The organism is Cellvibrio sp., assembly GCF_046347455.1.
Taxonomy (GTDB): Bacteria; Pseudomonadota; Gammaproteobacteria; order Pseudomonadales; family Cellvibrionaceae; genus Cellvibrio.
The window spans coordinates 313,012-332,728 of the sequence record NZ_JAXMGC010000002.1; the positions used below are offsets into that span (position 1 = coordinate 313,012).

Consider the following 19,717-nt stretch of genomic DNA (forward strand, 5'->3'; position numbering starts at 1 on the left):
GGCTACACTAAGGCTATCTTACTAAAGGTAGCTTTTTTATGTTCGATCTCGCTCAGGTTCCACAACCCCTGCATGTCTCTGCTGCCCGTTTTTGGGAGCAATTCGAAGAAAACCGCATTAAACAAAATCTGCCCGAGTTATTCAGTTTGTTGGCGGATAAAGTAGATGCCTCCGCATTTGACCGCCAGTTAACCCGTGCATTTGCTGCTAGTGAATTTATCGGAAAAACCTGTGCAATTAATCCTTCGTTTTTAATTGAGCTCGTGGAAAGTGGCGCGCTCTTTGATCCTATGGGCGACGATGCTTTGACGCCGTTCGAGTTGGCGATCAATGCATGTAATACCGACGCGGAACTAGATAAAACCCTGCGCCAGTATCGCAACAAAGCCATGATTAGAATTATCTGGCGCGATCTCAATCGCTGCGCACCCATGCGCGATATTACAGCGGAGTTATCGCGCTTTGCTGATGCGGCAATTCAATTCACCGCCAATTATCACTACCGCCAGCTTGAAAAAATGTACGGCACGCCAGTCGGTCGTGAGTCTAGCGAACCTCAGCCTCTTCTCGTGCTGGGTATGGGGAAGTTGGGCGCGCGTGAACTCAATGTTTCTTCCGACATAGATTTAATTTTTACCTTTCCAGAATCTGGCAACACCAATCATGACTCCCGCGTGTTGAGCAACCAGGAATTTTTTACCAAGCTCGGGCAAAAACTAATTAATAGTTTGGATAAAGTCACTGCCGATGGTTTTGTATTTCGTGTGGATATGCGCTTGCGTCCGCACGGGCAAAGCGGCGCTTTGGTGTTGAATTTTGCGGGTATGGAGGATTACTACCAAACCCAAGGGCGCGATTGGGAACGTTACGCCATGATTAAAGCGCGCACTGTTGCCGCCGCAGTCGGTACATCGCACAGCGATGATTACATCAAAAACGAAAAAAAATATTTACGCACAATGTTGCGTCCATTTACCTACCGCCAATACATCGACTTCAGTGCAATAGAATCGCTGCGTGAAATGAAAGCCTTGATCGCTCGCCAAGTGCAGCGGAAAGGAATGAATTTAGATGTAAAACTCGGCGAAGGCGGCATTCGTGAAGTGGAATTTGTGGTGCAAGTATTTCAACTTATTCGCGGCGGCCGTGACGCACGTTTGCGCAAACGCCAAGTAATGGTCCTGTTGCCGATTTTAGAACAAGAGAATTATTTACCGGCAGGCGCAGGTGCTGCTTTGAGCGAGGCTTACGAATTTTTGCGCAACACTGAGCACGCAATTCAAGGCTATCAAGATCGTCAAACTCAAGCCTTACCAACGGACGAAGTAGGGCAATTACGTTTAGCCTGGGCGATGGGTTTTGAAACCTGGGATGCATTTATTGAAACGCTTAACCGTTATCGCAACCGCGTAAATCAAGAATTCAAAGCGGTAATTGCTGATCCAGAAAATCGTGAAGCCGTGAATATAACTGCCTTGGATATTTGGCGTGGCATGTGGGACGCGAGTGTGCAATCGGGCGCTATGAGCGCAGAAGATGCAAAAGCACTTCTGCAAGGTGAGCAATTAGAAAATCCCGAAGAACTCGTCAAATTATTACATGATCTGCGAGAAAACCGTTCAGTTGTAAACATGCAAGCGAGTAGCCGCAGTCGGCTAGATGATTTTGTGCCGCGTCTGTTGCTGATGATTAGTGAGCACGCAGAGCGCGGTGAGTTGATGATTTCGTTCACTGATACGCTGAAACGAATTTTGCCACTGGTGGAATCCGTCGTACGGCGCAGCGCTTACTTGGTGTTGCTCATCGAAAATCCCATTGCCTTGCATCAACTCGTGAAACTTTGTGCGGCGAGCACAATGATTGCGGAACAAGTGGCGAAATATCCCGCACTGCTGGATGAATTACTTACGCCGGTGAATCTGTATTTCACCGCTGAAGACGATCACCAAAAAATTAAAGCTAACTTGCAAGACGAGCTGCGCCGAGAAGTTTTACGTTTGGAATGGGATGATCTTGAAGGCCATATGGAAGTCTTGCGTTACTTCCGCTCCGCTCACGCTTTGCGTGTTGCAGCTGGCGAGGTAAGCGAAACGCTGCCGCTGATGAAAGTGAGCGACTACCTTACCTTTATTGCTGAAGCAATTTTGGAGCACGTACTGCGGCTTTCTTGGGAGCATATGGTTTCCAAGCACGGTCGCCCTTTGCGCGCCGACGGAACGGCGGAGCATGAGCCCAATTTTGTGATCGTTGGGTACGGCAAACTCGGCGGTATCGAGCTTGGTCACGGTTCAGATTTGGACTTGGTCTTTATCCATAATGCGGATACGGCGCTTTCAACAGAGGGGTTAGCGGACGGAAAAGGTTCTATCGACAACCTGACGTTTTATGCTCGTCTGGGGCAACGCATTATCTTTATCCTCAATACGCAAACAGCGTCTGGCAAGCTTTATGAGGTGGATATGCGCCTGCGTCCATCCGGCAATTCGGGCATGTTGGTGTCTACCTTGTCGGCGTTCGAGCGTTATCAAATGAAGGAGGCTTGGACCTGGGAGCATCAAGCGCTGGTGCGCGCTCGGGTGGTCGCTGGTTCCCCTGAGTTGGCAGCGCGTTTTGACGATGTACGGCTGGCAGTTTTGCACCAAGAGCGGGATTTGCCCAAATTGCGGCAGGAAGTGCGCGACATGCGCCTGAAAATGCGGGATCAGCTGGGTAGCGAGGCCAAATCCAAGCGTGAAAACACCCCATTATTTAATTTGAAACAGGATGCCGGTGGTATCGTGGATATTGAATTTATGGTTCAATACGCGGCTTTGGCTTGGGCCCATCAAGCGCCCAAGATTGTCCAATACACGGATAACATTCGCATACTTGGATCTTTGGAAGAGGCCGGCTTACTCGATGCCACTTCCGTCGCCCAACTGATCGCCGCTTACAAAGCCTACCGATCCATCGGGCACCGCCTTGCGCTGCAGCAACAAGAAGCGGTTTTGGCTGGTGAACATCTCTTTGACGTTGAACGCGAGCAGGTTAGTCACATCTGGCACCAGCTTATTGATGTCGATTCGGACTCACAGCAGTAGCAGCAAAAAATTTCGAACTGTGGCACCGATTGTAGAGTGGGTGCGGCAGTCTAATCGACAACAGTATTTTGATTTAGGAGTTGGCTATGTCTTTTGCCGATCGTGATGGCGTAATTTGGTTGGATGGCGAATTGATTCCGTGGCGCGATGCCAAGGTTCACGTTCTGACCCACACCTTGCACTATGGTATGGGGGTGTTCGAAGGTGTTCGCGCCTACAACAGTGCCAGCATGGGCACTAGCATTTTCCGTCTGCAAGAGCACACCGATCGTTTGTTCCGATCAGCGCACATCATGCGCATGAAACTGCCCTTCAGCAAAGAACAAATTAACGACGCACAAAAACAAGTGGTACGCGAAAACAAACTCACCGAAGCCTATTTGCGCCCAATGGCGTTTTACGGTTCAGAAGGTATGGGTTTGCGTGCAGACAACTTGAAAGCTCACGTCATGGTTGCCGCGTGGAATTGGCCTTCATACATGTCACCCGAAGCGCGTGATATAGGTATCAAGGTTCGCACCTCAAGCTACACTCGCCATCACGTGAATATTTCCATGTGTAAAGCCAAGGCCAACGGTCACTACATCAACTCGTTGTTGGCCTTGCAAGAAGCTTTGGACTGCGGCTGTGAAGAAGCGTTGTTGTTGGATAACGAAGGCTACGTTGCAGAAGGCAGTGGTGAAAACTTCTTCTTGGTGCGCGATGGCATCATCTACACACCAGAGTTGACTTCATGCTTGGACGGTATTACCCGCAACACGATTTTCCAATTAGCAGCTGATTGCGGTTACACCATCAAAGAAAAACGCATTACGCGCGACGAAGTATATGTTGCTGACGAGTGTTTCTTTACGGGGACAGCGGCAGAAGTATTGCCAATCCGCGAACTGGATGGTCGCCAAATCGGTGAAGGTCGCCGTGGTCCCATCACCACACGCTTGCAAGATCTTTATTTCAAAGCCGTACGCGGTGAATTGGCCGATCACACGCAGTGGTTGGCACCTGTCGCAAAATAAGGTGTTACTGAAAACAGGGAGCTTCGGCTCCTTTGTTTTTTCTGACAATTAATTTTCGTTGTACAAAAAATTACAAGATGCAATGACGGTGCAGTGGATGATTTGTAGTTGCTCCATGAGGTTGGAATATAGATGCCCACGATTTCCGCAGTATTGATTGTTAATAATGAAGCAAGCACATTGCCGGATTGTCTCAAGTCAATTTCCTGGGTGGATGAGATTATTATTTTGGATTCAGGTAGCACAGATAATACGGTGACAGTTGCGCAAGAGTTTTCAGCAAAAATTTTTACCAATACAGATTGGCAGGGGTTTGGTGTGCAGCGCGAGCGAGCGGCGAGCTACGCAACGAGCGATTGGATTTTTATGATCGATGCGGATGAGCGTGTAACACCGGAATTAAAAACAGCTATTCAGTCTGCAGTCACCCAAGGTGATGCAATATGGCAAATTAATCGACTTGCGTGGTGCTTTGGTCGTTTTATTAAACATTCAGGAATGCATCCTGATTGGATTCCCCGATTGTATCCACGCAACAAAGCTAAGTTTGACGCAACCCGTGTGCATGAGCGATTAACCAATCATTTAAATTTGCCGGTGCGTCGTTTAGACGGCGTTTTGTTGCATTATCCTTTTGACAGTATTCGTCATCAGCAACAAAAGGCGGCGCATTACGCAGAGGAGTGGGCGCTGCAACGCGCAGCAGTTGGAAAAAAAACATCCATGACATCAGCCGTCTTGCACGCGCTTGCGTGTTTCATACGAATGTATATTTTTCGTTTGGGCTTTTTGGATGGCAGGCAGGGTCTGCTTTTGGCTTTGTTGTTGTCGCAATCTACGTTTGTTAAATATGCCGAATTATGGCAATTAACTCATAATGGAAATGTTCGGAGCTAATTGCTGCGACGCTTAGGTAATTTATGTCACAAACAACAAGTTCTCCAAGTGCATCAGCCTTTAAAATTTATTTGCGGTTGCTGACCTATCTTAAACCGTACAAATTGACATTTGTTTTAGGCCTGATGGGTTTTGTAGCCTATGCGGCCTCAAATTACGCGTTTCTCGAAATTCTAGATAATCTCCTCACTGTTTTACAAAAGAACGATTCCATTGATCGTTACTTAATTCCATTGGCGGTGATAGCGACCACTGCGGTGCGTAGTTTGGGTGCATTTATGGGAAGTTACTACCTCGGTAAGGTTGCTAACGGCATAGTTCACGCCATGCGTGTGCAGGTTTTTAACCATATGACAAAGCTACCAACCAATGTGTTCGATAAACGTAATTCAGGGCATTTAATTTCTGTCATCACTTACAACATAAACGGGGTGGCGGCTGCTGCAACTGATGCCATGAAAATCTCCTTGCGTGAAGGTGCAACCGTGGTGGGTTTGCTGATATATATCTTCATAAAGGATTGGCAGCTTACTTTAGTATTTCTTGCAATCGCTCCTATTATCGGGTGGTTGGTGAGCACGGTCGGTAAACGCTTACGCCGTCTTAGTAATAAAGTTCAGACGAGTGTAGGCGACATTACGCAAGTGTCTGGTGAAATGGTTAACGGCTATAAAGTGATGCGCAGCTTTGGTGGTGAGTCTTATGAAACCAAGCGCTTCGAGAGCGTCAGCAAGAAAAATTACACGCAGAATATGAAAATCATAATCACTTCTGCGGCCAACACGCCGGTGATTCAAATGTTAGTTGCTGTTGCAATGGCAGTGCTCATATTTGTCGCAATGAGCGTAACAAAAATGCGTGAACCAGCAGAATTTGTAACTTACATCGGTGCTGTTGCAGGTATGACTCAACCTATGCGACGTTTAGGTGAGGTGGCGCCGTTAATTTTAAAAGGCGTCGCCGCTGCTGAAAGTGTTTTTCAATTGTTGGATGAGCCGGCTGAAAAAGATGAGGGTACTTACGAAACCGCGCGCGCTGCAGGTGCAGTTACCTTTGAACAAGTTCAATTCGCTTACTCCGAACAAGACTCTGCAGCTCTCAAAAGCATTTCTCTAAAAGTTGCACCTGGAGAAGTTGTTGCACTCGTGGGACGTTCTGGCAGTGGCAAATCTACTTTGGTAAATCTGCTTCCCCGCTTTTACGATCTTCAAAGTGGTGTGATATCGATCGATGATGTACCTATTACGGACTACAAACTTTCTAATTTACGTGAGCAAATTGCTTTCGTTAATCAACAAGTCACTCTGTTTGAGGGTAGTGTTGCTGACAACATTGCTTATGGTCGAATCGACAAGGTCAGTCGTGAAGATATAAAACGTGCAGCCGATCTTGCCTATGCCACAGAATTTATCGAGCAGTTACCCCACGGTTTTGATACTCAAATCGGCGAAGGCGGGGCTCGTCTCTCCGGTGGTCAGCGCCAACGTCTCGCCATTGCACGGGCTATTTTGAAGGACGCGCCAATCTTAATCCTGGATGAGGCAACTTCAGCTTTGGATAACGAATCTGAACGTTACATTCAGGCAGCTATGGAACAAGTGATGAAAGGTCGTACAACCTTTGTTATTGCGCACCGTCTCTCAACCATCGAGCATGCCGATCGTATTGTTGTCATGGAAAGTGGAAAAATTGTGGAACAGGGTACTCACAAAGAGTTACTTGATCGCAACGGGGCCTATACGAAGTTGCACGCTGCTCAATTTCATGGTGAGATGAGCGAATCGGAAAGTTTTAAGGTATAGGACTTATGGAAATGTTAGCTATTCCCCACTTCGCTTCCGCACATGTGTTGATTGTGGGCGATGTCATGTTAGATAGGTATTGGCACGGCTCAAGTAATCGTGTTTCGCCGGAAGCTCCGGTTCCTATTATTAATGTATCTGAAGAAGAAGATCGTCCGGGCGGTGCTGGTAACGTCGCTATTAACATCGCGGCTTTAGGTGGCCAAGTTTCTTTGGTTGGTGTTGTGGGGGATGATGATGCAGGAGCCTTACTCAAGCGAAGGTTGGATATCGCGGGTATTCGTTCTGACTTTCACATTGCTAAGTTCAAGCCAACCATAACGAAGCTTCGTGTGATGAGTCGCCATCAACAACTTTTGCGCATCGATTTTGAAGAGCAATTTGATGCCGATGACAACCTTAACTTGGAAGACAAGGTTTTTCCGGTACTGCCTAAAGCTAAGATTCTGGTTCTTTCTGATTATGCAAAAGGTACGCTTCAGGACTGTCAGACCCTTATTCAACGGGCGAAGTCTTTTGGTATACCGGTCTTGGTAGACCCCAAAGGAGGCGACTTCTCACGGTATCAAGGCGCAAGTTTACTTACCCCCAACATCAACGAATTTGAGGCTGTGGTAGGCCACTGCACCAGCGAGCAGGACTTGATCAGCAAAGGTCTTCAGTTGATTGCAAAATTGGAGTTGGGAGCATTGTTGGTAACGCGCGGTGAAATGGGGATGACACTTATTCGAGCTCGTCAACCGGCAATACATTTACCGGCGCGTGCGCGTGAGGTTTACGATGTTACGGGCGCGGGCGATACGGTTATTGCTGTTTTGGCGTCTATGCTCGGTGCCGGACAGTCTATGCCGGAGGCCGTTGCACTGGCAAATTTAGCGGCTGGAGTGGTAGTTGGCAAAATGGGTGCTGCGACCGTTAGCGTGTCCGAATTGCGTCGCGCAATTCACAGCGAGCAGACCTATGATCGCGGAATTGTCTCAGAAGAGCAGTTGATGCATGTAGTTGAGGTCGCTCGAGCTAACGGAGAGCGTATCGTCTTTACAAATGGTTGTTTCGATATTATCCATGCAGGGCACGTTAGATATTTGAATGATGCTCGCAAGCAGGGTGATCGATTGATCGTAGCCTTGAATACAGACGCGTCGGTAACTCGTTTGAAAGGGCCTAACAGACCTATCAATCCTATTGACAGGCGTATGGCGGTGCTTGAGGGATTAGAATCGGTAGATTGGGTAGTGAGTTTCGATGATGATACACCCGAGCGTTTATTGAGCCGCGTCAAACCTGACGTGCTTGTCAAAGGTGGCGACTATAACGCTGACCAAATAGTGGGAAGTGAGATTGTAAAAGCCTATGGGGGCAAGGTTAAAGTTCTCCGTTTTTTTGAAAATTGCTCAACTACCTCAATCGTAAATCGCATTCGCCAGCAGTAAATTGCTGCGATAAAAAAGCCCTGCGGATTTTAATGCGCAGGGCTTTTTTATTTGTGTTTTACTTGGGTGGAAATTGCTGTATCAGATTGATCAGAACTTTGTTAAGGTCGGTTTGATTCTTAAGCGAGAAATAAGAAAGTGGAACCTCGTCCACACTACCGCGCCATATAACTTCATTGCTATCTTTTGCGGTTATATCCAAAATTATGAGTCCCGCCAGCTGATCACCTCTATTTAATAAGTTATTGGTTCCAATCCCGACACCCCCGTGTCGACCAAGAGGTATACCGATTGAAAGTCCTACACCGGTTGATGAGGGAGTCGCTACATGCTTAATAATATTTAAGTCCAAAACCATATCGGGCATTTCATTCACAAGCTTGAAGCCTTGCAATGCTAATTGTTGTTCAATGGAATGCTGAACGGCAATTTGATTACTTGTAGTAATTTCAGATGAAAAGTTGTGCCAGGCAAACGTCTTGTAGGCTTTGAAATCGGTGCCCGGTTTGAAATCCTGAGTCACCTTGCTGCTAGTGGCACAGCCGCTCAGTGCGCAGGCCAACAGAAGAAACAAGAAAACTGTGTATTTATGTGTATGCTTCGTAAACATGGATTCTCCTAGACGATCTGCTCATGGCGTAATGCATCATAAGCTTATTGGATATGAATGCAAATGTGGACGAAGATTGGTAACTTTCTGGAAACGGTACACATTAATTGCCGTTTAAGCTCTATCTCGCTAGTATGCGCGCTGCATTTTTTATTGGTGTTTCTATGGAAAATATTTTGCAAGTTATTTTGTTGGGGGTAATTGAAGGTATTACCGAGTTTCTTCCAATCTCAAGCACGGGTCACTTGTTAATTGCAGAAAAGTTGGGTTTGGGTGCTCGCTCGGATGTTTTTAATATAGTTATTCAAGCGGGCGCGATTTTGGCGGTAACCGTTATTTACTGGCAGCGCATTTGGCAATTGTTAATCAACATTGGTAAACCTGAAAATAAAGATTACGCTTTGAAGCTAGCGGTCGCCTTTTTAATTACCGCTGTTTTGGGTGCCATTGCGTCTAAGATGGGACTTAAATTACCAAAAGAAATTACGCCTATTGCGTGGGCTTTGGTTATTGGCGGGATTTGGATTATTGCTGCTGAATGGCTTGCTGAAAAAAAGCCTGACTCCTCTGTCATTACGTGGCCGGTAGCCATAGTTGTGGGTATTGCGCAGATTGTGGCAGGTATTTTTCCGGGAACCTCTCGCTCAGGTGCAACTATTTTCGCGGCCATGTTAACCGGTACAAGTAATCGCGCTGCAGCTACAGAATTTGCATTTTTGATTGGTATCCCGACTATGTATGCCGCCAGCGCAAAGGAAATATATGTTGCATATAAAGCAGCTGAGTTGGGTGTGCATGAAAACTGGACTGATCTTGGAATTGGTTTTGTGGTGTCAACCGTTACAGCGTTTATTGCCGTCAAATGGTTGCTCAAATACATTCAAACGCACAAGTTCACCGCCTTTGCGATATACAGAATTATTTTGGGGGCGGGCCTATTATTGTGGCTACCAAGCGGAGCCTAGCTTCAGGTTGCTTGGCTTCGGTTAGCTTGTGTTAGCTGAAGCCAGTAATTTTTTGTATGTTTAGCACTAAACAAATTTGACAATAGACGTATCTTTTTCCCGCGTTTTACCAGCGTTCATTAAGGCTTCCAAATAATCCTGCCACAGCTTTTCTTTCGTTGCGCCCAGCTCGTAAAGGTAAGTCCAGGTAAAGATGCCTGAGTCATGACCATCATCAAAAAATAATTTTATAGCGTAATTGCCCGCACGTTCTATTTTGGTAATACGCACATCCTTTTTACCGAACTGTAGCACCGCTTGGTTGGGGCCATGCCCCATAACTTCTGCGCTTGGGGAATGAACCCGCAGAAATTCAGCGCTTAGCGAAAATTGTTCAGTTCCAAAATGCAACTCCAACTGTTGCGACTGTTTATGGAGTTGAATTTTAGTTGGTGCTTTTTGCATTCTGAAACTCTCAAAATATTCCGGCATTGATGGATTGATCTAGTCAATCCATCAATGCCGTAGTTAAGAATGTATAACCGGTTCTAAAGAATGTAACGGCTCAAATCTTCATTCTTCGCCAACTCACCCAAATGTTGCTCCACGTAAGCCGCATCAATCTCAATGTGAGTTTTGTCTGTGCCGGCGTCAAACGAAATGTCTTCAAGCAAACGCTCTAAAATAGTGTGAAGACGACGCGCGCCAATATTTTCAGTGCGCTCGTTGACCTCGTACGCTGTTTCGGCGATGCGCCTAATACCATCTTTGGTAAAACTGATATCGAGATTTTCCGTTTTTAAAAGCGCAATTTGTTGTTCGGTTAAAGAAGCTTTGGGTTCGGTAAGAATGCGTTCGAAATCATCGGGTGTTAGAGCTTGTAGCTCAACGCGAATTGGCAAACGCCCTTGCAGTTCTGGAATCAAATCCGAAGGTTTACTCAAGTGGAATGCGCCAGAGGTGATAAACAAAATGTGATCAGTTTTGATCATGCCGTGCTTGGTAGACACGGTGCAGCCTTCGATTAACGGCAGCAAATCACGTTGAACACCTTCACGGGATACATCGGCACCGCTTAAATTGCCGCGACGTGCAACCTTGTCAATTTCGTCGATAAACACTATTCCGTTCTGTTCAACGGCTTCTACAGCTTGTGTTTTAATATCTTCTTCGCTCACCAGTTTTGCGGCTTCTTCGTCTTGCAATTGTTTAAAAGCTTTTTTTACCGTCATCTTGGCTTTTTTGGTTTTGTCGCGGCCTAAAGACGAAAACATGTTTTGCAATTGATTGGTCATATCTTCCATGCCGGGCGGAGCCATAATTTCTACACCCACACTGGTGGCGGCCACATCAATTTCAATTTCTTTGTCGTTCAATTCGCCTTCGCGTAATTTTTTGCGGAAGATTTGGCGGGTGGCCGATTCGTGTTTTGATTCTTCGCCCGATAAATCCCGCGCTGGTGGTAAGAGTGCATCGAGTATGCGCTCTTCTGCTGCTTCTGCCGCACGGAACTCAACACTCTTCACCGCTTGCTCGCGGCGCATTTTGATCGCAACATCAACGAGGTCGCGGATAATGGATTCCACATCACGGCCCACATAACCCACTTCCGTAAATTTGGTCGCTTCTACTTTGATAAATGGCGCGTTGGCTAATTTTGCCAAGCGACGCGCAATTTCAGTTTTACCTACGCCGGTTGGGCCAATCATCAAAATATTTTTAGGTGTAATTTCGTTGCGCATATCAGCCGCAACTTGCATCCGCCGCCAACGGTTACGCAAAGCAATCGCCACAGCGCGCTTGGCATTTTGTTGACCGACAATATGTTTATCTAATTCATGCACGATTTCGCGCGGAGTCATGGAAGACATAAAAAGCTCTTAAAATAAAAATTAAATGTGAGGTTTATGGAGGGAGAAACCCTATTAATAATCCAACACCTCAATCGTGTGATTATTATTCGTAAACACACAAATATCCCCGGCAATCTTCAAACCCTTCTCAACAATCGAGCGCGCATCCAACTGCGTATTCTCAATCAACGCACGCGCTGCCGCTTGGGCGTAATTTCCGCCAGAGCCAATCGCGATCAAATCATCTTCCGGCTGAATCACATCGCCATTGCCGGTAATGATGAGCGAGGCTTCTTTATCCGCAACTGCAAGCAGGGCTTCCAACCGTCGCAAGCTGCGATCCGTTCGCCAATCTTTAGCGAGTTCAACCGCGGCTCGCGTGAGTTGGCCGTTGTGAGCCTCAAGCTTGGCTTCGAAGCGTTCAAAAAGAGTAAAGGCGTCGGCAGTGCCGCCCGCAAAGCCGGCTAGAACTTGGTTTTTGTACAAGCGGCGCACTTTGCGCGCATTGCCTTTCATTACGGTATTGCCAAGGGAAACCTGGCCGTCGCCGCCGATAACGACTTGGTTGTCGCGGCGAACACAGAGAATGGTAGTCACGAAAAATCCTTACAAATAAGCTGACTTGAACTGACGAGGTGGGGGCAAGCGGGAGGATTTCAAGCGGATGAGTCAAGTAGGCGTCTCAACAGGGCGTTGCCTGTTGAGACGGCGAGAACTACTTCTTCCCGCCTTTAGCGCGTTTTAAAACCAGCGCTGTGTACTGGTTAGAAACGAGGGATGAGCGCGCAGTTGCGAGTTTTTCTTGCGAATCGAAAGGCCCCACCACAACGCGGTGCCATACTTCACCTTTGTGAATTTCCACAGATTCAATGTGCGCATCTAAATTCAACAAAATCAGCTGGGCGCGTAATTTGTCTGCTTCTGCTTGGTTGGGGAATGAGCCAACTTGCAGAATGTATTCGATATTACTTTCTGGCCGTGCAGCGGATTTTTCAGCATCGCCCATGGTTTCGGTCGCGGGAACAATTTGCTCGCTTTCTTGCAGTAATTTGTAGAAGTCAAACCGAGGTTTCGGGGTTTTTGATTCATTCGCCGCGGGCTTTTGTTCTTCTGCGGGCGCTTCTGGTTGCGGTTTGTGAAAGGTAAACACCAATGCCATGGCGAAAGCGCCACAAATCGCGCCAATAATGAACCATACCCACGCGGGTGCCTGTTTACCTTTTGAAGAAGATGCGCGGCGATTAGGGCCGGCGTTGCGTCTGGCGAAATCTTTGCTCATCGTGATTATTGTCTAAAAAGTAATCGGCCAAAGAAAAAGTTTGCGCGATTGTAAAGGGATTAGCGGGGCGAGTCACTAAATCGGGACAAAAGCAGCTTACAACGCCTGCAATGCGTGCTTCAGTGTGCTGGTGTACTTATCGAAATTGTGGATGTCGCCGTGACCCGCGCCTTCAATTTCGACCAGTCGCGCCTTGGGGTTGAGGGCGAGCAAATGTTTGCTGTGTTCGATGGATATTAACTTATCTTGATCGCCATGTAACAGCAAAATGGGGGAGTGAATTTGCGGTAAAAGCTCGTCCGTTTTTAAGGGGTAACGCAGCACAAAGGTTGGCACCCAGCGATAATATTCACGCGCCATTTGCGTCATGCTTTCGTAAGGCGAAACCAACACCAACAAATCTGCTGGAACTTGGGTGGCCAGCTTTGCAGCCAAACCTGTACCGAGCGAGCGCCCGTAAAATACGACTTTTTTATTTTTGTAATTTGGCGCTACCGAATTCCACAAGTGCATCACGTCATCATTGAGTTGTGCTTCGCTTTCAATTTTGCCTGTGCTTTTTCCGTAACCGCGGTAATCGGGCATAAGTACATCAAAACCCGTGTCCAACCAAAAATCGGCGCTGGTAAACCAGGTTTCCAAATTGCCGGCATTGCCGTGTAGAAATAGCACTATGCCTTTGCTTTTTTCAGCGGGTTGTCGCAAATAAAGCGCATGAATTTTTGCGCCGGGGACATCCACAAATACTTCAGATGTATAGGGCAAATTAAATTTAAATTTGGGCGCGAGCGGCTCCGGGTGGAACAGTAATTTTTCCTGCTGAAACCAGATAAACGCGATGGCAAGACTCCAAAGCACTACCACTAAGATGAGCAATGACAGCATGCGGCGGGCTAATCTCCGTAAAAAGCTGGGTGGCGCTTGGTAGGCGGGTATGGTTTCGGTAATGGGTTGATGCATAACGAATCCGTGCGATGGTGATTTTTTATACGCAATGATCAGTCGCCTAGACTACTCGGGAGTGGCACGCGTTTCCGCTACTTGGCTAACACCCCGTGTGAGACCTAAGGCAAAGGATCAGCCGATCCTCGCCTCACATAAATCAGGGTAATGCATAAGCCATGATGCTACCCGCCGGCTTACCCTTGGGATTTTTGCCGCCGCTCGCACCAATCACTACAAACTGTTTGCCCTTTATGCTGTAAGTCGAGGGCGTTGCAATCCCTGCGGCAGGCAAGGTGGTTTGCCAGAGCAGTTTTCCGGTGGCTTTATCAAACGCGCGGAACTGGTTGTCGTACACCGTTGCGGCGATAAACAAAAGCCCGCCCGCTGTAATCACCGCGCCGCCATAATTCTCGCTGCCCGTGTTTGTCATGCCTTGCGCAGCCAGTTCCGGGTATTCGCCGAGCGGTTGCTTCCACACATATTCGCCCGTATTCACATTCAAGGCACTCAGCGTTCCCCAGGGTGGGCTAATGGCCGGGTAGCCATCTGGGTCGAGGAATTTTTTATAGCCGTCAAATGCATAAGGGTCGTTTTTAGTAGAGGGGTAAGCTGGCACCGGCTCCTTGCTCGCCTTCAGCGTTTGGCTGGCATCACCCATTAAAAACGCGGTGAGATTCGTCAGCTGCGTATCGCTCAATTGGCTTTTGAAACCGGGCATGCGGCCTGAACCATTGGCTATTTGCTTGCGCGTTTGCTCGGCGGATAAGCGTTGCGCTACCGCTTCCAAATTCGGGAATTCTGGTGGGCTGCCTTTACGATCTAATCCGTGGCAAGACGAACAAAAGTTTTGGTACATGGCCTCGCCACTGTCGCCGCCAAGCTTGGGCTGCTGCTTTCTGAGTTTAATCGTCCACGCCATTTCGTTAGCGTTGATGTACAGCAAACCCGTTTGCGGATCGAAGGCACTGCCACCCCATTCGGCACCGCCATCCATACCGGGTAATAGCACAGTACCGCCCTCTGATGGAGGATCAAACGGCCCGCGCGAACTGAGCGTTGAAAAAGTCGCCGCTACAGCCGCATGAGCTTCGGGCGTGCGTTGGGTCAGCATATCCGCAGTGAGTTTTTGTCGTGCAAAAGGCGCAGGCGCTAAGGGCATAATTTGCGTAGGTGATGTAATTTCCCCCGGAATATTCGATGCGGGAACACTGATTTCCTGTAGCGGATAAAGCGATTCACCCGTCAAACGATTGAGGATAAACACCAAACCCGCTTTGGTAGCTTGCGCCAGTGCGGGGATATTTTTGTTATCGCGTTTTACGGTAATGAGTGTGGGCGGTGTTGGCGGGTCACGATCCCACACATCGTGTTTCACCAGCTGGAAATGCCACGCACGCTTTCCGGTTGCGGCTTCCAGCGCGACTATCGACGTTCCAAATAAGTTATCGCCTGCGCGGTCACCGCCATAAAAATCTTTGTCGCCCATACCCGCAGATGCCAGCGGCACAAACACTAAACCGTTCTCTGGATCAAGCGTTAAACCCGACCAGGCGTTAGCGCCCATGGCAGTTTTCCATGCGTCTTTCGGCCAGCTCTCGTAACCAAATTCGCCGGGCCAGGGAATAGTGTGGAATATCCACTGCATCTTGCCGGTGCGAACATCGTAAGCGCGAATATGGCCCGGCGTATTGCCGGTGCTGCCCATAATAATCAGGTCTTTGTAAACCACGCCGGGCGATACTTCGGCCACATAAACGGTGTCTATATCGCGCCCCAAGCCTTCACGTAAATCAATTTTTCCTTCCTGACCAAAGCTTTTAATCAGTTCGCCTGTTTGTGCGTTTACGGCTAAGAGATGCTTTTTAAAACTAAATAAAATTCGTTCTTCTTTACTATTGCTTCCTTCTTTCGTGCCACTCCAGTAAGAAACTCCACGCAAGCGCTGCTTGGTATTGATAGCTTCACCAAAGGCCGGGTCGAAAACCCATTGCTGTTTTCCGGTTGCGGCATCCAAACAAAACAAACGACCCTTGGGCGATACAAAAAATAATTTGCCGCGCACAATTAAGGGGTTGCCTTCCATATCCGACTGGTTTCCGCCTTCGCCGAATGCATCACCCGAATCAAAACTCCAGGCGAGCTTAAGTTTGCTCACGTTTTGCGTGTTGATTTGGTTGAGCGTGGAGTAATGAGTGCCGTGTGGATTGCCATGATAGAAAGGCCAGTCAACACTGGATTGGAATGCACTAGTATCTACGGGTTTTTGTAAGTGTTGACAGGCAACCAGCGCGCTAAGGGCAAGCCCACCTACTGCTGTGGCGAGAATTTTCACCGAGTGCTTTTTTACGGTTTTCATGGGCACAACACCTCTGCGTCGCTATGACTTTATTGTTGGTTCGCGATGTGCCACAAGCATAGTGGAGCTGTTAAGCAGGAACAATTCACCCCCCAATGAAGCCTAAGCGTGAATCAACAAATATTTACCGGGCGTGTGAAAAGTAAAGCGCTGTGTTTGTAGGGATTTTTCCGATTAACACAGATGTAAAAGGGTAAAAAAATTTGAAAGGTAAACTTTTGCAAATGCTGGCGGAGATCTAATTAACCCATCTCCGATGGATCAACATCTACTGCCCAACGTACACGTTTACTCAGCGCGTTTGCTTCCAGCCTTTCAACCAACAAGGTCAACAAATGTTGCAAGGTTTTGCGCTGCGCGCTGTTGATTTGCAGTTGAAAGCGAAAGCGGTCGCCGCGTTTTTCAATCATCGCGGGCAAAGGGCCAAGATAATTTAATTGTGGGCTGGAGGGATAAATTGACTCTGCCTCGTGGCGAGCAAGCTTCAAAAAATCCAGCGCAATTTCGGGCCGCTTGGTTTCTGCGCGCAGCAAAGCAAGGTAACGATAAGGAGGCAAGAGCGTGATTTGTCGCTCCTGCAAAATTAAATCTGCAAAGGCTTGGTAACCTTGGAAGAAAAGTGTTTGGACGAGTGGGTGGTCGGTGTGGTGACTTTGTAAAATCACGCGTCCGGATTTTTCAGCACGACCAGCGCGACCTGCCACTTGCAACAAGAGTTGTCCCATACGCTCCGGGCCGCGAAAATCGGTGCTGAATAAACCTGCGTCTGCATCAATAATGACTACCAAAGTTACGTCTGCAAAATGGTGACCTTTTGCTAGCATTTGAGTGCCAATCAAAATGCACGGCTCGCCTTGGTGAACTTCGTTAAGAATTTTATCCATGGCGTTTTTGTTGCGCGTGGAATCGCGGTCTACACGAATGATCGGTGTAGTGGGAAACCAATCACGCAACGCAATTTCGCTCCGTTCTGTGCCTTGCCCAAGCGGTTGTAATCGGCTGCTTTTACAGCTCGGGCATTTATGCGGAACGGCGCGCTGGTGGCCGCAGTGATGACAATGCAAATGGCGCGGCGTTTGGTGCACGGTCATACGTACATCGCAGTGCGCGCAATTGGCTAGCCAGCCGCAATCGTGGCACTCCAGCGTGGGTGCGTAGCCGCGACGATTCAGAAAAACCAGCACTTGGTTGCCCGCTGCTATTTCTTTTCCAATCGCTAGTTTTGTTTCCAGCGCAAAGCCTTCGGTAAGAGTTTGGCCGCGAATATCCAACAATTGAATTTCTGGCGGTTTGGCGTTGCCTGCACGAGCGTGTAATCGTAAATGCTGATAGCGGCCTTGCTGCGCATTGTTGAGCGTTTCCAAGGATGCGGTTGCTGAACCGAGCACGAGCGGAATCTGTAAACGGTTCGCGCGCACTACCGCTAAATCCCGCGCCGAATAGCGGAAGCCATCCTGCTGCTTAAAAGAGCCGTCGTGCTCCTCATCCACAATGATGATGCCGAGCTTGGGCATGGGGGTGAAGATGGCGGAACGAGTGCCAATTAGGATGCGCGCTTTGCCTGAGCGCGCGTGCAACCAAGCTTCCAACCGCTCGCGATCATTCAACCCGGAATGCAAAGCTGCAACTTCCACGGCAAAACGCTTTTGAAAGCGGGCGATGGTTTGTGGTGTTAGGCCGATCTCAGGCACCAGCACCAAGGCTTGCTGACCTTGCCCCAATACCTTGGCGATAGCTTGGAGGTAGATTTCAGTTTTACCGCTGCCGGTTGCGCCGTCCAGCAGGCTAACCTGGAATTGCCCGAACTGGATTTGATCGAACGCGGCTTGTTGTTCTTCGCTTAAGGTTAGAGGTGCTTGACGGAAAATACTCGCAGGTACTGTGGGTGCGGTTTCATCGGCAAATGTTTTTTCGATGATGCCTTTGTCGGTAAGTGTTTTGATGATGTTTGCGGGGATTTCCAAAGCGGCTATGTCGCTGCGGGAGAGTTTGCTGTGTGTTTGCAACGCCTCTAACAACAATGCTTGTTTGGGCGCGCGCTTGAGCGCCCCAGCGGGTAAACCTTTGCCTTCGGTCGTTAGTTGCCAGCAGGTTTCGCGGCGTTCTTCGGCGGCTTCGCCTTGGCGTAAAAGCACGGGTAGGGCGGTGCTTAGCGCTTCGCCTTGCGGGCATTGATAGTAATCTGCCGCCCAGAGAATCAAATCCAGCATGTGTGCATCGAGCGCGGGCTCCTTATCCGCTATCGCCAAGGCGGGGCGAAGCTTTTCCAGCTGCTGATCCGTATGGGTTTTGGTTTGAATCAACACGCCCGTCATTTCCTGATGCCCAAAAGGCACACGCACCAAAACGCCCGCGGTGAGTTGATTGGCATCTGCCGCGCTCATGTTGGTAGGCGGAAGGTAGTCAAATCGGCGGCGCAATGGCGTGGGTAAAGCTATGTCGAGAAGAATTTCTGGCATGGTAAAGCTGCGTCAATCCAAACAAAACAGTCGCGCAGGATAGCCTATCTGCTGCTAGATTAAATGAGGAATTTTGGCGGCACCCTATTGCTGTTGGCGCCAGTTGTGTTTTGAAAATAAACGTAAATTTGGTCTTAAATCAAATTATTCGCGTACAACTTGGTTAACAATGTTGGAGGATTTACGCGATGACCGAGACCCAAAATGTAACACCAACCCAAGATGAGCCTTTGCCGTGTCGCGGGTGCCAAGCTTCCTGCCCGAACTATCACCAATGTGACGGCAAGGTCTGGCGAATGGTCGATGATGTTGTTGAACCCGCGCAGTGAATTAGCGCCGCAATATTAACCACAATACTTATTATTAGGACGAGATTATGAACCGTAGAGACTTTATGAAAATTTCCGGCGCTGCCGCAGGTTTGGCGCTTATTCCAGTGTGCAATGTCGCTGTGGCAGCTGATGTCCCTTTGTCTCCCGATGAGCCACAAGCTAAAGCGCTGGGCTATGTAACAGCATCCACCGTAGCGGGCAGCAATTGCAGTAACTGCGCCCAGTCGAAGGGTGACCCGAAAGCTTTAGGATGTAACCTGTTCCCGGGCAAACAAGTGAGCGCAACTGGCTGGTGTAAAGTTTGGTCTAAAAAGGCTTAATCTCTAAGCATTTAAATTGGGTTTAATGCATGCCCAAGTTCAGTGGGCGGTTTAACTAGCCACCCGCGAATTTAACAGTAAAGCCGCGTTTTTCCAGCGCGGCTTTTATTTTTTCCCGCTGGTCGCCCTGAATTTCTATAACACCCTCTTTCACCGATCCGCCCACACCGCAGGTTTGTTTTAGGTCTTTGGCGATAGCTTTGAGTTCGGCTTCATCCGCCGGAATGCCGGTTACGGTTGTTACGCCCTTGCCATTGCGCCCCGCAGTTTCGCGACGAATACGTACAATGCCATCGCCTTGGGGAATTGCAGCGGGTTGCTTTTGCTCTTTAATCCGCCCGCCATCGGTGGAATAAACTAAACGGCTGTTGCTCATAAAACGCCCTGATTG

General features: G+C 48.4%; 17 protein-coding genes. 8 read left to right on the plus strand and 9 right to left on the minus strand.

The window, feature by feature from the left end:
- The first annotated feature begins 38 nt into the window (after positions 1-38).
- From glnE to hldE, 5 genes are all read left to right on the plus strand, one after another.
- Positions 39-3,080 carry a bifunctional [glutamate--ammonia ligase]-adenylyl-L-tyrosine phosphorylase/[glutamate--ammonia-ligase] adenylyltransferase gene (gene glnE / locus U1F02_RS05230; RefSeq protein WP_409989311.1) on the plus strand — a complete coding sequence of 1,014 codons (3,042 nt, stop codon included), beginning with the start codon at positions 39-41 and terminating at the stop codon, positions 3,078-3,080.
- An 86-nt stretch (positions 3,081-3,166) separates the two neighbouring features.
- Positions 3,167-4,096: a branched-chain amino acid transaminase gene (locus tag U1F02_RS05235; RefSeq protein WP_409989312.1), complete on the plus strand. Its 930-nt coding sequence runs from the start codon at positions 3,167-3,169 to the stop codon at positions 4,094-4,096.
- A gap of 132 nt (positions 4,097-4,228) precedes the next feature.
- Complete coding sequence (locus U1F02_RS05240; protein WP_409989313.1) at positions 4,229-4,993, plus strand: glycosyltransferase family 2 protein; 765 nt, start codon at positions 4,229-4,231, stop codon at positions 4,991-4,993.
- A 23-nt stretch (positions 4,994-5,016) separates the two neighbouring features.
- Entirely contained in the window at positions 5,017-6,795 is a 1,779-nt protein-coding gene (gene msbA, locus U1F02_RS05245) for a lipid A export permease/ATP-binding protein MsbA (protein ID WP_409989314.1), read from the plus strand.
- A gap of 5 nt (positions 6,796-6,800) precedes the next feature.
- The gene (gene hldE / locus U1F02_RS05250; protein ID WP_409989315.1) at positions 6,801-8,228 is read left to right on the plus strand and encodes a bifunctional D-glycero-beta-D-manno-heptose-7-phosphate kinase/D-glycero-beta-D-manno-heptose 1-phosphate adenylyltransferase HldE; all 1,428 of its coding nucleotides are present in this window, start codon (positions 6,801-6,803) and stop codon (positions 8,226-8,228) included.
- A 58-nt stretch (positions 8,229-8,286) separates the two neighbouring features.
- Here the strand turns inward: hldE and U1F02_RS05255 are convergent, their stop codons facing one another.
- A complete protein-coding gene (locus tag U1F02_RS05255) occupies positions 8,287-8,838 on the minus strand; it encodes a DUF4136 domain-containing protein (RefSeq protein WP_409989316.1) in 552 nt (183 codons plus the stop codon).
- Between the two features lie 164 nt (positions 8,839-9,002).
- On the opposite strand from U1F02_RS05255, the gene U1F02_RS05260 reads away from it, so the two are divergent.
- Positions 9,003-9,803 (plus strand): undecaprenyl-diphosphate phosphatase, encoded by an 801-nt coding sequence (locus U1F02_RS05260; RefSeq protein WP_409989317.1) that lies wholly within the window; start codon positions 9,003-9,005, stop codon positions 9,801-9,803.
- 66 nt (positions 9,804-9,869) lie between these two features.
- Here the strand turns inward: U1F02_RS05260 and U1F02_RS05265 are convergent, their stop codons facing one another.
- The 7 genes from U1F02_RS05265 to U1F02_RS05295 all read right to left on the minus strand — a co-directional run bounded on the left by U1F02_RS05265 (position 9,870) and on the right by U1F02_RS05295 (position 18,674).
- Complete coding sequence (locus U1F02_RS05265) at positions 9,870-10,247, minus strand: gamma-butyrobetaine hydroxylase-like domain-containing protein (RefSeq protein WP_409989318.1); 378 nt, start codon at positions 10,245-10,247, stop codon at positions 9,870-9,872.
- A gap of 83 nt (positions 10,248-10,330) precedes the next feature.
- On the minus strand, positions 10,331-11,653 hold the full coding sequence (gene hslU / locus U1F02_RS05270; protein ID WP_409989319.1) for an ATP-dependent protease ATPase subunit HslU: 1,323 nt from the start codon (positions 11,651-11,653) through the stop codon (positions 10,331-10,333).
- A 54-nt stretch (positions 11,654-11,707) separates the two neighbouring features.
- The gene (gene hslV, locus U1F02_RS05275; RefSeq protein ID WP_409989320.1) at positions 11,708-12,232 is read right to left on the minus strand and encodes an ATP-dependent protease subunit HslV; all 525 of its coding nucleotides are present in this window, start codon (positions 12,230-12,232) and stop codon (positions 11,708-11,710) included.
- A gap of 118 nt (positions 12,233-12,350) precedes the next feature.
- Positions 12,351-12,914, minus strand: a complete 564-nt coding sequence (locus tag U1F02_RS05280) for an SPOR domain-containing protein (RefSeq protein ID WP_409989321.1) — start codon at positions 12,912-12,914, stop codon at positions 12,351-12,353.
- 96 nt (positions 12,915-13,010) lie between these two features.
- Positions 13,011-13,874 carry an alpha/beta hydrolase gene (locus tag U1F02_RS05285; RefSeq protein WP_409989322.1) on the minus strand — a complete coding sequence of 288 codons (864 nt, stop codon included), beginning with the start codon at positions 13,872-13,874 and terminating at the stop codon, positions 13,011-13,013.
- 142 nt (positions 13,875-14,016) lie between these two features.
- Positions 14,017-16,215 (minus strand): PQQ-binding-like beta-propeller repeat protein, encoded by a 2,199-nt coding sequence (locus U1F02_RS05290; protein ID WP_409989323.1) that lies wholly within the window; start codon positions 16,213-16,215, stop codon positions 14,017-14,019.
- Positions 16,216-16,457: 242 nt separating this feature from the next.
- On the minus strand, positions 16,458-18,674 hold the full coding sequence (locus U1F02_RS05295; RefSeq protein WP_409989324.1) for a primosomal protein N': 2,217 nt from the start codon (positions 18,672-18,674) through the stop codon (positions 16,458-16,460).
- A gap of 188 nt (positions 18,675-18,862) precedes the next feature.
- Here U1F02_RS05295 and U1F02_RS05300 point away from each other — a divergent pair, with 188 nt between their 5' ends.
- Both U1F02_RS05300 and U1F02_RS05305 read left to right on the plus strand, forming a co-directional pair.
- Positions 18,863-19,003 (plus strand): hypothetical protein, encoded by a 141-nt coding sequence (locus tag U1F02_RS05300; protein WP_409989325.1) that lies wholly within the window; start codon positions 18,863-18,865, stop codon positions 19,001-19,003.
- A gap of 47 nt (positions 19,004-19,050) precedes the next feature.
- The gene (locus tag U1F02_RS05305; RefSeq protein WP_409989326.1) at positions 19,051-19,326 is read left to right on the plus strand and encodes a high-potential iron-sulfur protein; all 276 of its coding nucleotides are present in this window, start codon (positions 19,051-19,053) and stop codon (positions 19,324-19,326) included.
- Between the two features lie 55 nt (positions 19,327-19,381).
- Here the strand turns inward: U1F02_RS05305 and yciH are convergent, their stop codons facing one another.
- Positions 19,382-19,702, minus strand: a complete 321-nt coding sequence (yciH, locus tag U1F02_RS05310; protein ID WP_409989327.1) for a stress response translation initiation inhibitor YciH — start codon at positions 19,700-19,702, stop codon at positions 19,382-19,384.
- Positions 19,703-19,717: the final 15 nt, after the last annotated feature.